Genomic DNA, 15,843 nt, shown 5'->3' with positions numbered 1-15,843 from the left:
AATGTCTATGAATTATTTCTACGTCGTTCCATTGGCTTCTTTGTTTGCGTTGGGGTTTGCTTTCTATTTTTTTAAAAGAATGATGCGCGAAAGCGAAGGAACGGAAAAAATGAAAACCATTGCCCAATATGTTCGAGAAGGGGCAATGTCGTATCTTAAGCAGCAATACAAGGTGGTAGCCCTTGTTTTTGCGGTATTGGTTTTAATTTTTTCTGTAATGGCCTATTTTGGGTTACAGAACAATTGGGTTCCGTTTGCTTTTCTGACCGGCGGTTTTTTTTCGGGATTGGCCGGATTTTTCGGAATGAAAACGGCTACGTATGCTTCGGCTCGCACGACAAATGCAGCAAGGAAATCGTTGAATAAAGGTTTGCAGATTGCTTTTCGTTCGGGAGCCGTGATGGGTCTTGTGGTAGTGGGTCTTGCTTTGTTGGATATTTCGGTGTGGTATCTGATTCTCGACCATTTTATAGAGAATGCCGATACAGGCCACAAACTCATTATGATTACCACCACCATGCTGACCTTCGGGATGGGTGCTTCTACACAGGCTTTGTTTGCCCGTGTAGGCGGTGGCATTTATACAAAGGCTGCCGATGTTGGTGCCGATTTGGTTGGGAAGGTTGAAGCGGGCATCCCGGAAGACGATCCCCGAAATCCGGCAACCATTGCCGATAATGTGGGTGATAATGTGGGTGATGTAGCCGGAATGGGAGCCGATCTTTATGAATCGTATTGCGGTTCGATTCTCTCTACGGCAGCTCTTGGCGCTTCGGCTTTTATATCGAATCCGGCTATGCAGCAAAAAGCCGTATTTGCCCCCATGATTATTGCAGCGGTTGGCGTCTTTTTATCTATATTCGGCATTTTTTTGGTGAGGACCAAGGAAGATGCCGACATGAAAATGTTGATGAAAGCCTTGAACAGAGGGGTGAACACCAGTGCCTTTTTTATTGCCATTTTTACGTTCGTGATTTTGTTTTTACTCGGATTCGAGAATTGGATCGGTTTATCGTTTTCGGTTATTGCCGGTTTGTTGGCAGGTATTGTAATTGGTCAGGGAACCGAATATTTTACCTCTCATTCGTATAAACCCACCCGGCGTATTGCCGAAAGTTCGCAAACGGGTCCTGCTACTGTCATCATTTCCGGAATGGGGTCGGGAATGATTTCCACTGTTATTCCGGTTGTTTCCATAGTTTTTGCGATTCTTATTTCTTATTTAAGTCCTCTTGGATTTGACATAAAAAATATGCTTTCGGCTGAAAATATTGGCATGGGGTTATACGGTATAGCCATTGCCGCCGTCGGTATGTTGTCTACTTTAGGAATTACACTTGCTACCGACGCTTATGGGCCCATTGCCGATAATGCCGGAGGAAATGCAGAAATGTGCGGTTTGGAGCCTGAGGTGCGTAAACGTACCGATGCACTTGATGCATTGGGTAATACCACAGCGGCTACCGGTAAGGGGTTTGCCATTGGTTCTGCGGCATTGACAGCGCTCGCCCTGTTAGCTTCGTATATGGAAGAGATCAGAATCGGGTTGTTGCGATTGGGCGACACAGTGCTTGAATTTGCCGATGGCAACACGGTAGAGGTTGCAAAAGCGAGTTTGATCGATTTCATGAATTACTTTCAGGTTACCCTGATGAATCCCAAGGTTTTGGCGGGGATTTTCATTGGTTCGATGATGGCGTTTTTGTTTTGCGGACTTACGATGAATGCTGTCGGACGTGCTGCTCAAAAAATGGTGGAAGAGGTGCGTCGTCAGTTTCGTGAGATAAAAGGCATTCTCACCGGCGAAGCCGTTCCCGATTATGCCCGGTGCGTTTCCATTTCTACCAAAGGTGCTCAACACGAAATGCTGTTGCCCTCGTTGCTTGCCATTATTATTCCTATATTGGTAGGGATTACGATGGGGGTTTCAGGCGTGATGGGATTATTGGCAGGCGGACTCGGTTCGGGATTTGTATTGGCGGTGTTTATGGCTAATTCGGGCGGTGCCTGGGACAATGCGAAGAAATATATCGAAGAGGGCAATCTCGGAGGGAAAGGAAGCGATGCGCACAAGGCTGCTGTGGTTGGCGATACTGTTGGTGATCCTTTCAAGGATACATCCGGTCCGTCGTTGAATATCTTGATCAAACTCATGAGCATGGTTTCCATTGTTATGGCGGGGTTAACCGTTTCCTGGAGTTTATTGGGATAAAAATACGTTTGCCGGATATGAGGTGTCCGATCGGATGCTGAATATTGTTTTACAAGATAAAAAAGGAGGGTACACATGCGGCACCCTCCTTTTTCTGTATCGAGCGATTTTTTTATAAGTTTGGATTGAGGGTATTCCATTGATCGAGTGGCGGGATAATTCCCATTTCGATAACTTGGCTCCGCAAGTTTTTTAAATGTTCGTAGCTTTTCATTAATTCGGCTTTTTCTTCTTCCGTACCCTTAACTTCGCTATAAGTAACCCCTTCTTTAGTAATGGTAGTTTCCATAGCCATCATAATCTTTTCGAAACCGTAACTATTGACATAGCAACCTGCCGGCCAACGGAATGCTTCACCGCCCATAGCTGCACGGATCATCTCGGTGGATACATAGGCAGGGCTTTGGAATGAGGAGCGTCCGCGTAATCGGATGATATTTGCACCTCCGTCGATGACACGCTGCTTCAGGGCTTCCCATTCTTCGAGCGGCAAGGCAGGCGTTCCGATGAGATCGAGAAGAGGTGTTCCGTTAATTTTTGCAGTCGATGCAAAAACGGCCATTTGTTCACCGTGTCCGCCGTAAGTGCGGGCATTGGTTACTTGGTTTTGTTTTATTTTGAAATATTTGGCTAATTCGCTTTGCAAACGTATGCTGTCGAGAGCGGCAAGAGTGGTTACCTGCGTAGGTTTTAATCCCGAATGGATAAGTGCTACAAGTCCGGTGATGTCTGTTGGATTAAAAATTACGGTGAGATGTTTCAGATCGCTGCAGTAGGTTTTGATATCTTTACCCAATTGCGCAGCAATTTGAGCATTTCCTTTCAACAGATCTTCGCGAGTCATTCCTCCTTTTCGTGGAGCACCTCCCGATGAAACAATGTATCCGGCATTGGTAAAAGCTTCTTTTACATCGGTTGTAAAGGTAAATTCAATGTCGTCAAATCCACAATGACGCATTTCTTCGTACACTCCTTCCACTCCGGGTTCATAAACATCGTACAGGCAGATGTTAGAGGAAAGTCGCATAATGGCTGCTGTTTGTGCCATATTGGAACCAATCATGCCGGCAGCTCCGACAATCGTTAATTTTTCGTTTGTTAAAAAGTTCATAATTTAAAAATTTATTAAAAAATAATTTTTCCAATTTCAAAACACCAAAATTACAAGATGTTCATGAACTGACGAAAAAGATAAAGCAAATAATGCTTAAATCGAAAATGTAAACCGCCATTATACGATGGCAGTTTACCTCCAACATAACCCTGTTATGTACAAACAGGGTGAATGAAGTATTAATTTGGAAAAACGGCTTATATTTTTTATTTTTGCAAACGAGAAAAAACTAATACCTTTCGATGAAGAAAATAATGTTAATAGCAACCCTTTTAAGTATACTTGTTGAGGGTTATGCACAAGAGAAGTGCGATACCGTTTTTGTTCGTGCAAGCACCGAAAATGGTATCATCGAAGGATTCGAAAAGGCCGGGGTTAGGATTTTCAGGGGTATTCCTTATGCTCAGCCTCCGGTGGGAGAATTGCGTTGGAGAGAACCACAACCCGTAAAAAATTGGGGGGGAGTTAAAAAAACGGTTCAATTTGGTCCGCGTGCCATGCAATTGCCGGTTTTTAGCGACATGCGTTTCCGATCCAACGGGATGAGTGAAGATTGTTTGTATCTGAATGTATGGACTCCTTCGAAAAACTACCGGGAAAAACTTCCCGTTCTGGTTTATTTTTACGGCGGTGGTTTTATTGCCGGAGATGGTTCGGAATACCGCTATGACGGTGAAAGTATGGCCAGACAGGGTATTATAGCGGTAACGATTAATTATCGTCTGGGTATATTCGGATTTTTCAGTCATCCCGAATTGACAAGGGAATCGCCTCACCGAGCTTCCGGGAATTACGGGTTGCTCGATCAGGCTGCAGCCTTGCAATGGGTTAAACGCAATATAGCCCGTTTTGGAGGCGACCCCGGGAAAATCACCATCGGTGGTGAATCGGCCGGCTCATTTTCGGTAAGTGCACAGATGGCCTCGCCGTTGTCGCGCCATCTGATTGCCGGTGCCATAGGAGAAAGCGGTTCATTGTTGGGCTTCAGGGAGATGCTTTCTTTGGCGGAAGCCGAAAACCGGGGACTTTTGTTTCAGAAGGCAGTGGGAGCCGGCAATCTGAACGATCTGCGCACTCTTCCTGCCGATCGGTTGCTGAAAATGACCCAACGAAAGGATGTTCCCTCCTTTGGGGTTATTGTGGACGGTTATTTTTTCCCGGAAAAACCGGAAACCATTTTTTCGAAAGGTAAACAAGCTCATGTCCCTCTGCTCGTGGGTTGGAATTCAATGGAGGGCCATTATAAAGCGCTACTGGGAAACGAAGAGGTTACGGTAGAAAATTATGAAAAAGCTGTAAGACAACGTTATCCCGATATTGCAGAAGGGTTATTGAAGGTTTATAAAGCCAATTCCGATGAGGAAGTTGCTCAGGTTGCCACGGATTTGGCCGGTGATATGTTTATCGGTTACGGAACATGGAATTGGTCGGACATCCACGCACAAACCGGGGATAAAAAGGTATATCGCTATTATTTTGTTCATCCCCGTCCGGGTTACAAAAATGCAAAAACCGGCGACGACCCGTTGATTAAAGGAGCGGTTCATTCAGCCGAAATCGAATATGTGTTGGGTAATTTGCCGGTTAACGACGTTTATGATTGGCAATCGGAAGATTATTTTGTTTCGACCCTCTCGCAATTGTTTTTTGCCCATTTTATCAAAAAAGGCAATCCAAATGGTTTCGGCGTTCCTGTTTGGTTGCCTGTCAGACCAAACCAACCGGCCGATGTGATGATCATTGGCAGCAACACCCGGTTACAAAAAGAGCAACATCGCGATCGCTATCTGTATTTAAGGAATGTGCATTTTTAATATATTGAATGACAGAAAATAAACATCGATCGGGTTTCGTCAATATTGTCGGGAATCCTAATGTGGGTAAATCCACACTTATGAATTTATTGGTAGGAGAAAAACTTTCCATCATTACTTCGAAATCGCAAACCACGCGACATCGCATCATCGGCATTGTGAATACACCGGAATATCAGGTGGTTTATTCCGATACGCCGGGTGTGCTTCGACCCAATTATAAACTGCAGGAGCAGATGCTGTCTTTTTCGCTTTCGGCTTTGGATGATGCGGATGTGTTGCTATATGTTACCGATGTGGTGGAAACGATCGATAAAAACGATGATTTTCTGCAACGTGTACGACAAATGGATATTCCTGTGCTGTTGCTCATCAATAAGATCGATCTTACGAATCAGACAGAACTGGAAAAGCTGGTGGATCAATGGCATGAATTGTTGCCCAAAGCTGAAATTTATCCGGTTTCGGCATTAAACAATTTCGGGATAGAGGAAATCAAGAAACGAATAGTGGAACTTTTGCCCGAATCGCCTCCCTATTTCGAAAAAGACGCCTTGACCGACAGACCCGCGCGCTTTTTTGTTTCGGAAATTATTCGGGAGAAAGCCTTGATGCTGTATCAGAAGGAAGTGCCCTATTCGTTGGAGGTGTTGGTGGAAGAATTTAAGGAAGAAAACGATATCATCCGTATCCGTGCCGTGATATGGGTGGAGCGCGATTCTCAGAAGGGAATCATAATCGGGCATAAGGGCGAAGCCTTGAAAAAGCTGGGTACGATGGCGCGTAAAGATATCGAACGCTTTTTTGAAAAGAGAGTTTACCTGCAGCTTTTTGTAAAGGTTGAAAAAGATTGGAGAAACAACGAAAGAATATTGCGGTCATTAGGTTACAAATTGGATTGATGGATTTTTGGAGATAACACACCTCCTTTTGAGAAAAGAAGTATGAAAAAATTAGTTGCTATTGTAGGACGCCCCAATGTCGGAAAATCGACGTTATTCAACCGATTGACTCAGAGTCGACAGGCTATTGTAACAGAAATTGCCGGCACTACACGTGATCGCCAATACGGGAAAGTTTTTTGGAACGGACGTGAATTTTCGTTGGTAGATACCGGTGGTTGGATTGTGAATTCCGACGATATATTGGAGGATGAGATCAACAAGCAGGTCAACATTGCAGTAGAAGAGGCCGATGTCATTCTTTTTGTGGTGGATGTGAGAAATGGCATTACCGATTTAGATACAGAAATTGCCAATATGCTGAGGCGATCAAATAAACCGGTAGTGGTGGTTTCCAACAAAGCCGACAATTTTGAGTTTGGGTATCAATCGGCCGAATTTTATGCTCTCGGGTTGGGTGATCCGTTTAGTGTTTCGTCCATCAACGGTTCCGGAACGGGTGACTTGCTGGATCATATTCTTACTTTATTGGAAGAGGGGGGAGAAGAGGAAGATGTGACGGACATACCCAAAATTGCTGTAGTGGGTCGGCCGAATGTCGGAAAATCCTCGTTCGTGAACGCACTGATAGGCGAAGAACGCAACATTGTTACCCATATTGCAGGTACGACACGCGATTCCATTTATACCCGTTACAATAAATTCGGTATGGATTTTTACCTCATCGATACGGCAGGTATTCGCAAAAAGGGAAAGGTGAACGAAGGGCCCGAATATTTTTCGGTGATCCGCTCAATCCGGGTCATCGAAAATGCCGATGTCTGCATTCTGATGATCGATGCTGAGCGGGGAATCGAGAGTCAAGACTTGAGTATTTTTTCGCTTATTCAAAAAAACAAAAAAGGGCTGGTGGTCTTTGTGAATAAATGGGATTTGATTGAAGAGAAAGACAGTAAACTTCATAAGGAATATGAAAATGCCATTAGGCAACGGTTAGCCCCCTTTACCGATTTTCCCGTTATTTTTGGTTCTGCGCTTTCCAAACAGCGTTTGCTCAAAGTAATGGAGGCTTCAAAAGAGGTTTATCGGAACAGAAAACAAAAAATACCCACGGCAAAACTCAATGAAGTGTTACTCCCGATCATTGAAAGAACGCCACCACCCTCAAATAAGGGGAAATACATCAAAATCAAATATATTACCCAGTTGCCCAATACACAAATACCGTCGTTTGTGTTTTTCTGTAACCTTCCACAATGGGTTAAAGAGCCTTATAAGCGATTTCTTGAGAACCAAATGCGTGAAAACTGGAACTTGACAGGCACTCCCATTCATTTGTTTTTCAGAGAAAAATAAGAAAAAAAGGGATGTATTTGTATACTAATTTGATGAATAAGGAGGATAATTTTTTACTTTGCAGATTTCCATGTCGATAGTAATTGTGGTGAGGGAAAATAATCAATCCTATTGTTTTTGAAATTTTGGATGAAATAAAATTCTGCAAAAACGATGAAATACGAAAAATAATGTGTTATTTTGTATAAAATATTGTAAATCCGGCGCAGATATGTCGGATAGTTTTCGAAAAGTTGGATTTCAATACATTGAATTGAAACAAAAAAGAAGGATTAAAAACTGATGAATACGAACAATAATCTCGATGACGGCAAACTAGCCGTTAATGATGAAAACGTTACTCTAAAAGCTCTTTTGCCCACGAATCCGGAGGCAGGTATTTCAGATAAGAAAGCCGAAATGCCTGAAATTGACGAAAAACAGGAAAAAGAAGAATCTGTTTTTCGCGAATCGGATTTGCAGCAGGAAGATATTCCTGTAAAAGAAGAAGAATCTGTTGAGCATGTTGATCTCTCAGCCGGAAAGGATGAAAAGAAGCCAATTGAGAAGGAGGAAGAAAAGGATGATGGCGGCGACGGGAACGAGGATCTTGAGGGGGCAGATTTCGAAATAGACTATGGGCTTGAAATAATCGAAGAGGAAGAAGAGGACGAAGAGGACGAAGGTGGGGAAGAGGAACAAATAGAAGAATTGGGTGATGAATTTATCACACAGCTTTCTATCGACGAGATTATTGTGAAGCTTCGTGAATTGGCTGCATCCGACAAGCCGCAACGCAAAGAAGTGGATGTGGCTAAAGCTCAGTTTTATCGTTTACTTCGAAACGAAGTTGAAAAACAAAAAAATAAATTCATCGAAGAAGGGGGCGATGAGATCGATTTTGTTGCTCAGGAATCGGAACCGTATATCGAGGGTAAAAATCTTCTTCAGAAAATAAAAGAAAAACGATTGCAAATTAAGGCTCAAGAAGAAGCCGAGAAAGAAAAAAATCTGGCCAAAAAACTGGCCATTATCGATCGAATTAAGACTTTAATCGAAGATCAGGGGCAAGAAGATTTCAATATAATTTATCGCGAATTTAAGGACTTGCAGCAGCAATGGAAAGATATTCAATCGATTCCTCAATCAAAAGCGAATGAACTGTGGAAGAACTATCAGCTGTATGTAGAGAAATTTTATGATCTGGTACGCATAAACAACGAGTTCCGAAAATACGATTTTAAGAAGAATTACGAGTTAAAAACCGAATTATGCGAAGCTGCCGAACGATTGGATGATGAACCCGATATCGTATCCGCATTTCATCAATTGCAGAATTTGCATCAACAATGGCGCGAAATAGGCCCGGTTGCCCGAAAAGATCGGGAGATAATTTGGTTGCGTTTTAAAGAAGCATCGACCAAAATCAATAAAAAATACCAACAACATTTTGAGGAGATTAAAGAAGAAGAGAACGAAAACCTCAAAAAGAAAACGGAACTGTGCGAAAAATTGGAATCAATCGATTATTCCAAACTTATAAATATTAATGATTGGAAAAAGCAACTGAATGAAGTGCTGGATATTCAGGAACAATGGCGTCAGATTGGGCATGTTCCCAGAAAATCGCGTACAAAAATTTATGAACGTTATCATGCAGCTTGCAATACCTTTTTTAAGAATAAGAGTGCATTTTATAAATCGATGCGACAGGAAATGGAGGAAAACCTCCGGAAAAAAATCGCATTGTGTGAACGAGCTGAAGCACTGAAAGACAGTCAGGACTGGAAGAATACCACACAAGAAATGATAGAAATCCAAAAGGAATGGAAAGAAATCGGTTTGGTTCCCAGGAAATATGTGGATAGCATTTGGAAACGTTTCATAACGGCCTGCGATTATTTTTTCGAACAGAAAAAAATACATACTTCATCTCAGTATGAATCAGAAACAAAGAATCTGGAGAAGAAGAACGAAATTATCGAAAAAATAAACAAGTTGGATCCGATGTTGTCTTCCGAAGAGGCGTTGGCCCGATTACATCAATTGATAGACGAATGGTATGAAATCGGTCACGTGCCCTATAAATTGAAAGATAAGGTGTATGAAGAATTTCATGAGGCAGTAAATGCGCAATTTGATCGGTTGAATATCGATAAATCGGAGCGGAAACTCGGAAGTGTCGGCATGCATTCTTTCGATCCATCAAAATCGGGCAATCCAAGAAATCAAAATTATCGCGAACGCGAACGCCTTATGCGTCAGTACGAGCGGATGAAAAATGAGCTGCAAACTTATGAAAACAACATCGGTTTTCTTTCCGTTTCATCTAAACGTGGCAACAGTTTGTTGGAGGATATGAACCGGAAAGTGGAAAAGATTAAAGACGATCTTGCTTTTATTGCCAGAAAAATAGAGGCAATAGACGAGCAATTGTAAAAAGATATGACGTTGCTAATCTCTTAAAAACAGCTGACATTGTTTGTTGGCTGTTTTGTTATTTCAACGTTGAAAAATTAGAGATAGATTTTATACCTTTGTATTCTCTTATAAAAATGCATTATTGATTATGTCGAAGAAAATAAATTCAGCACTGATTTCCGTTTACCATAAAGATGGGTTGGAAGAAATTCTTCATGTATTGAATGAATTAAATGTTAAACTGTTGTCAACCGGCGGCACACAAGAATTTATCCAATCGTTGGGATATGAATGTGAAACGGTAGAAGATATTACAGGATATCCACCCATTTTGGGAGGAAGAGTAAAAACATTGCATCCGAAAATATTCGGAGGAATACTTTATCGCAGGGATAATGAAGGAGATAGAAAATTATTGAAAGCATATGGCATTCCTTCAATCGATTTGGTGATTGTGGATTTGTATCCCTTTGAAGAAACGGTGGCAAGCGGAGGATCGGAAGAGGAAATTATCGAAAAGATAGATATTGGCGGTATTTCATTGATTCGGGCTGCAGCTAAAAATTACAAAGATGTGCTTATCGTAGCCTCCAAACAACAATATAGGTCATTGTTGCAATTGTTGAATGAGAAAAAAGGCGATTCTGATCTTGACGATCGTCGATGGTTTGCCAAAGAGGCGTTTGCCGTTTCATCGCAATATGATGCAGCTATATTTAATTATTTCGATAAAGATAATTTTTCGGCATTACGGTTGGCTGTAAACGAATCCAAAAAACTGCGTTACGGCGAAAATCCGCATCAGCGGGGTGTTTTCTTTGGCAATTTCGACGAGATGTTCGAACAACTGCATGGGAAAGAAATATCGTACAACAATTTGCTCGATATCGATGCTGCTGTATCGCTGATTGCCGATTTCGATGAAACCTCCGTGGCTATTCTTAAACATAACAATGCCTGTGGCATGGCTTCCCGTCCAACCGTTCGTGAAGCTTGGGAAGCTGCTCTTCAGGCTGATCCGGTGTCGGCATATGGGGGAATCGTAATAACCAATCGTACCATTAACAGAGAGGCAGCCGAGCTGATCAATTCCATCTTTTTTGAAGTAATTATTGCACCTGAATACGACAAAGAGGCTTTTGAAATATTGAGTCAGAAAAAAAATCGCATCATTTTGGTTCAAAAGTCCCTCTCTAAAACGGCTTCTTCCTTTCAATATCGTTCAGCATTAAATGGCTTATTGATGCAGGATAAAGATACTAAAGTGGAATTGGCTGACGATCTGAAAGTGGTAACGAAAAAAGTTCCTACTGCCGGAGAAATTGAAGATTTGATTTTTGCCAATAAACTGGTAAAACATACCAAATCGAATGCCATTGTATTGGCAAAAAATAAGCAATTGCTGGCAAGCGGAACCGGACAGACTTCCAGAGTAGATGCATTGAAACAGGCCATAGAAAAAGCCAAGTCGTTCAATTTTGATTTGGAGGGAGCTGTGATGGCTTCCGATGCATTTTTTCCTTTTCCCGATTGCGTAGAAATTGCACATAATGAAGGAATTAGCGCCGTTATACAACCCGGCGGATCCATAAGGGATAACGAATCCATTGCTTATTGTGACGAACATGATATGTCCATGGTATTTACCGGTATCCGACATTTTAAACATTGAAACATTTCGTAAATAAAGTTCATATGGGATTATTTTCATTTACACAAGAATTGGCAATGGATTTGGGGACAGCCAATTCTATCATTGTGAACAATACAGGAAAAATTTTGCTGGATGAACCATCGATTGTTGCATTAGATCGTAAAACCGACAAAATGATTGCATTAGGTGAAAAAGCGCAACAAATGCATGGTAAAACCCACGAAAATATACGTACGGTCAGACCGCTTCGTGATGGAGTGATTGCCGATTTTAATGCGGCGGAGCAAATGATTCGCGGGATGATCCGCATGGCTAATAAAAATAAACGAGGAGGATTGTTTGCACCTTCCTTACGTATAGTAATTTGTATTCCTTCCGGGAGTACCGAAGTTGAAATACGTGCTGTACGCGACTCGGCCGAACATGCCGGAGGACGCGATGTATATATGATTTTCGAACCAATGGCTGCTGCACTGGGTATAGGAATTGATGTGGAAGCCCCTGAAGGCAACATGATTGTGGATATAGGCGGGGGAACAACAGAAATTGCCGTGATCTCGTTGGGCGGAATTGTTTCGAATAAATCCATAAAAATTGCAGGGGACGATTTTACCGAAGATATTATGGATTATATGGGAAGGCAGCACAACATGAAAGTTGGCGAACGCACTGCCGAACAAATTAAAATCAATGTGGGTGCTGTAGTAACCGAATTGGATAATCCACCCGAAGATTTTGTTGTTCACGGACCAAACCGAATGACTTCGTTGCCGATGGATGTTCCGGTTTCATATCAGGAAATTTCTCATTGTCTCGAAAAATCGATATCAAAGGTCGATTCGGCAGTATTAAGTGCGTTGGAACAGACTCCCCCTGAGCTTTATGCCGATATTGTACGCAACGGCATTTATTTGACCGGAGGAGGAGCTTTGTTGCGCGGGCTTGATAAACGGCTAACCGATAAAATCGGGATACCGTTTAAGGTGGTCGATGATCCGTTGCATGTGGTAGCTAAGGGAACCGGTATAGCATTGCGAAACATCGATAAGTTTAATTTTTTAATGCGATAGTCGGCTATTGGCAGCGTCAAGTAAGCTGATGGCTGAACCGAATGGCTGACAACGGAGTATGAGGAATCTTATTAATTTTATCATACGCAACAGTTGGTGGTTGTTGGCTGTTTTATTAATAGTCTTCAGCTTTTATCTGGTTTTTACACAAAATTCGTATCAACGAAGCGTTTATCTTTCCTCTGCAAACCGTGTTTCGGCCGAATTGTACCGCATATCGGGAAAATTAACCTCTTATTTTTACATGCAGAAAAATAATGAGGAATTACTCGCTCAAAATGCAAAATTGCAAAATGAACTTCAGGCATTAAAAAGCTATTTGAACGACCTTGCTTTAGATTCGATTCAAACACAATCCTTTGTCGGTGATTCCGTATCGGATATGCGATTCCGTTTTATCCCCGCCAATGTGGTGAATGTCAGTTTTTTTGGGAGTAATAATTACATTACCCTGGATAAAGGACTGCAAGAAGGCGTGAAAGCCGATATGGGGGTTGTTTCGCAGAACGGTATCGTAGGGGTGATTCTTGCGGCTTCTGATCATTTTTCGGTTGTAATTCCCATCGTAAATCCTAAATTCAGATTGAGCGCTAAACTAAAACACTCCGAAAATTCGGGGTCCGTTGTATGGGATGGGAAAGATTTGCATTATGCCCAACTCGAACAGTTGCCCAAACACGAGGTGTTTCATGAAGGAGATACGGTGGTAACCAGTTTTTCACGTATCTTTCCTAAAGATATGATTGTGGGTTATGTAGTCGGACAAGGAAAGACAAATGATGATAATTTCAATGCATTCAAGATACGTTTGGCAACCGATTTTTATACTTTACAGCATGTCTTGATTATTGATGATACGTATTACGAAGAAGAATATTCTCTTGAAAAATCGGTGGAACAGCCATGAAAATATCCCTCTTGCATGACATAATATGGTTTGTAGGACTGATTTTGCTTCAAACATTGGTGTTGAATCGAATCAGTGTTTTCGGAGTTGCCGTGCCTATTCTTTATATTTATTTTTTGATTAAATTACCGAGGAACAGCAATTTGTTTTACGTGGTTATTTCGGGATTTTTGATGGGGTTGATCATCGATATTTTTCTTAATACACCCGGTATGAATGCGGCTGCAACCACTATTGTTGCAACTTTACGCAAACCGTTAATTGACGTGTTTTTTTCAAAGGTCGAATATGAAGATTTTGTACCAAGCATTTACACCGGAACCGGAGCTTTTTTGCGTTATATTGTCGTAATGGTGTTGTTGCACCAAACGCTGTTATTCTTTATCGAATCTTTTACTTTTTTTAATTTGACAAGTACATTTATTCATATTGCAGCTTCATCGGTGCTCACATTGATATTGATCGTTGCTTTAGATAGTTTAATGTATAGACGAACGAGTGGAATATAATAGCAAAACCACATATGCCAAACGTAAATACATCATTGCCTTTATTGCTGCGGCTGTGGTGGTTGTATATATTTTACAATTATTTTATCTGCAAATTTTAAGTCCGGAATACCGGGAGTTTGCCGATAGTAATGCTTTTTTGCGCAAAACGCTGTATCCGGCACGGGGTAGCATTTACGACCGTAACGGAAATTTGCTTGTTTATAATCAGCCTACTTACGATGTAATGATGGTTGTTCGTGAGATGAACAAATTCGACACACTTGATTTCTGTAACACGTTGAATATCGATAAAGCTACTTACCTGAAATTAGAAGCTGACATGAAAGACAGGCGAAAAAATCCCGGTTATTCATCCTATACGCCTCAACTTTTTATGTCACAACTTACGGTGGAGCAATACGGACTGCTGCAAGAAAAGTTATATAAATTTCCGGGTATATATGTTCAAAATCGTACACGGCGGCAATATAAATATCCCAACATGGGCGTTATTCTGGGATATATTGCCGAAGTCGATAAGAACGTATTGGATGCTGATCCCTATTATGTTAGAGGCGATTATATCGGGAAATCGGGTATTGAATCGTCGCACGAGGCAGATCTCAGGGGAGAAAAAGGAGTCGAAATTTGGTTACGCGATGCAAGAGGACGGCTACAGGGTCGTTACAAAGACGGTGCAGAAGATAAAGCTCCCGTTTCAGGGCGCGATCTTACACTCAGCATCGATATCGATTTACAGGCATATGGCGAATATCTCATGCAAAACAAAATCGGGTCGATTGTGATGATTGAACCCCAAACCGGAGAAATAGTATGTATTGTATCTTCTCCGAGTTACGATCCGGCTCTACTGACAGGAAAAGATTTTGGCAGTAATTACCTTTCGCTGGAACGCGATCCTTACAAACCCCTTATTAATCGAGCCGTTGCCGGAATGTATCCTCCGGGTTCTACCTTCAAACCATCGCAAGGTGCTGTCTTCATGAAAGAAGGGATTATTACGGCTGATACCCGGTACAGTTGTTTTCACGGATATCCTCCTTTAGGGGGACATCCGGCCTGTCATAGTCATGCCTCTCCCTTGTCTGTTGTACCGGCATTGGCCACTTCGTGTAATTCGTTTTTCTGTTACGGTCTGAATGCGATGTTGAGCAACCGAGAAAAATATGCCGATGTGAATGCGGCTTTTGATGTGTGGCGAAATTATCTCGGCAAGATGGGATATGGGGATAGGCTTGGCGTTGATCTTCCTTCAGAAAAAAAAGGATTTATCCCGAACAGCAAGTTTTACACCAAGGTATTGAAAAGGAAAAATTGGAATGCACATAATATTATATCGATTGCCATAGGACAAGGAGAAATTTTGGCAACCCCCCTGCAAATAGCCAATTTTGCTGCTGTTGCAGCAAATAGGGGTTATTATTATGTGCCTCATGTTGTGCGTGAACGCAAAGGAACTGCTTTAGATACGCTTTATACGCGAAAACACGATTCGGGAATCTCCCCCTCGGTTTTTGAAATAATAGTACAAGGTATGGCGAACGCGGTAACCGGTGGTACTTGTCGTGTGGCCAACCTGTTACCCGAAATAGAGGTATGCGGGAAAACCGGCACTGCGCAAAATCCGCATGGCGATGACCACTCGCTATTTATGGGGTTTGCACCAAAAAATAACCCGCGTGTAGCTATTGCCGTGATTGTGGAAAATGGACGATTCGGAGCAAGTAATGCCGTTCCGATCGGGAGACTTATGCTGCAGAAATTCTTTAACGATTCCATACCCGAAACGGATAAATGGCTGGAAACTCGAATTGTGAATACAACTATTCTTCCGCATATTTACACCAGAGAACTTTCGAGTGCCAAAACCGATTCGCTTCGAAATAAAAACAATTGATCGTC

Annotated in this window: 11 protein-coding genes; 10 read left to right on the top strand and 1 reads right to left on the bottom strand. The window is 42.0% G+C overall.

Features of this window, described 5'->3' with window-relative positions:
• Positions 1 to 7 precede the first annotated feature (7 nt).
• Positions 8 to 2,212, top strand: coding sequence for a sodium-translocating pyrophosphatase (locus OLM34_RS08465; protein WP_413777211.1), 2,205 nt, complete (start codon positions 8 to 10; stop codon positions 2,210 to 2,212).
• Between the two features lie 112 nt (positions 2,213 to 2,324).
• Here OLM34_RS08465 and OLM34_RS08460 read toward each other — a convergent pair whose 3' ends face one another.
• Positions 2,325 to 3,323 carry a malate dehydrogenase gene (locus OLM34_RS08460; protein ID WP_264406619.1) on the bottom strand — a complete coding sequence of 333 codons (999 nt, stop codon included), beginning with the start codon at positions 3,321 to 3,323 and terminating at the stop codon, positions 2,325 to 2,327.
• 245 nt (positions 3,324 to 3,568) lie between these two features.
• Between OLM34_RS08460 and OLM34_RS08455 the strand changes: the two genes are divergently transcribed.
• The 9 genes from OLM34_RS08455 to OLM34_RS08415 all read left to right on the top strand — a co-directional run bounded on the left by OLM34_RS08455 (position 3,569) and on the right by OLM34_RS08415 (position 15,838).
• On the top strand, positions 3,569 to 5,140 hold the full coding sequence (locus tag OLM34_RS08455; RefSeq protein WP_264406617.1) for a carboxylesterase/lipase family protein: 1,572 nt from the start codon (positions 3,569 to 3,571) through the stop codon (positions 5,138 to 5,140).
• Between the two features lie 8 nt (positions 5,141 to 5,148).
• A complete protein-coding gene (gene era / locus OLM34_RS08450; protein ID WP_264406615.1) occupies positions 5,149 to 6,042 on the top strand; it encodes a GTPase Era in 894 nt (297 codons plus the stop codon).
• A gap of 42 nt (positions 6,043 to 6,084) precedes the next feature.
• Positions 6,085 to 7,398 carry a ribosome biogenesis GTPase Der gene (gene der / locus OLM34_RS08445; RefSeq protein WP_264406613.1) on the top strand — a complete coding sequence of 438 codons (1,314 nt, stop codon included), beginning with the start codon at positions 6,085 to 6,087 and terminating at the stop codon, positions 7,396 to 7,398.
• A gap of 282 nt (positions 7,399 to 7,680) precedes the next feature.
• Positions 7,681 to 9,816 (top strand): DUF349 domain-containing protein, encoded by a 2,136-nt coding sequence (locus OLM34_RS08440; RefSeq protein WP_264406612.1) that lies wholly within the window; start codon positions 7,681 to 7,683, stop codon positions 9,814 to 9,816.
• 124 nt (positions 9,817 to 9,940) lie between these two features.
• Positions 9,941 to 11,470 carry a bifunctional phosphoribosylaminoimidazolecarboxamide formyltransferase/IMP cyclohydrolase gene (gene purH, locus OLM34_RS08435; RefSeq protein WP_264406610.1) on the top strand — a complete coding sequence of 510 codons (1,530 nt, stop codon included), beginning with the start codon at positions 9,941 to 9,943 and terminating at the stop codon, positions 11,468 to 11,470.
• Between the two features lie 23 nt (positions 11,471 to 11,493).
• Complete coding sequence (locus OLM34_RS08430; RefSeq protein ID WP_264406609.1) at positions 11,494 to 12,522, top strand: rod shape-determining protein; 1,029 nt, start codon at positions 11,494 to 11,496, stop codon at positions 12,520 to 12,522.
• A 58-nt stretch (positions 12,523 to 12,580) separates the two neighbouring features.
• Positions 12,581 to 13,429, top strand: coding sequence for a rod shape-determining protein MreC (gene mreC, locus OLM34_RS08425; protein WP_264406607.1), 849 nt, complete (start codon positions 12,581 to 12,583; stop codon positions 13,427 to 13,429).
• Positions 13,426 to 13,938, top strand: coding sequence for a rod shape-determining protein MreD (gene mreD, locus OLM34_RS08420; RefSeq protein ID WP_264406606.1), 513 nt, complete (start codon positions 13,426 to 13,428; stop codon positions 13,936 to 13,938). Before mreC ends, mreD begins: the two co-directional genes overlap by 4 nt.
• Positions 13,928 to 15,838 carry a penicillin-binding transpeptidase domain-containing protein gene (locus tag OLM34_RS08415; RefSeq protein WP_264406604.1) on the top strand — a complete coding sequence of 637 codons (1,911 nt, stop codon included), beginning with the start codon at positions 13,928 to 13,930 and terminating at the stop codon, positions 15,836 to 15,838. The genes mreD and OLM34_RS08415 overlap by 11 nt, the downstream gene beginning before the upstream one ends.
• Positions 15,839 to 15,843: the final 5 nt, after the last annotated feature.

It is taken from the genome of Anaerorudis cellulosivorans (assembly GCF_025943985.1).
In the GTDB taxonomy this organism is placed as follows: domain Bacteria; phylum Bacteroidota; class Bacteroidia; order Bacteroidales; family Dysgonomonadaceae; genus Anaerorudis; species Anaerorudis cellulosivorans.
Note: the sequence above shows the minus strand (reverse complement) of the source record. Positions and strands in the feature narration are given on the sequence as shown.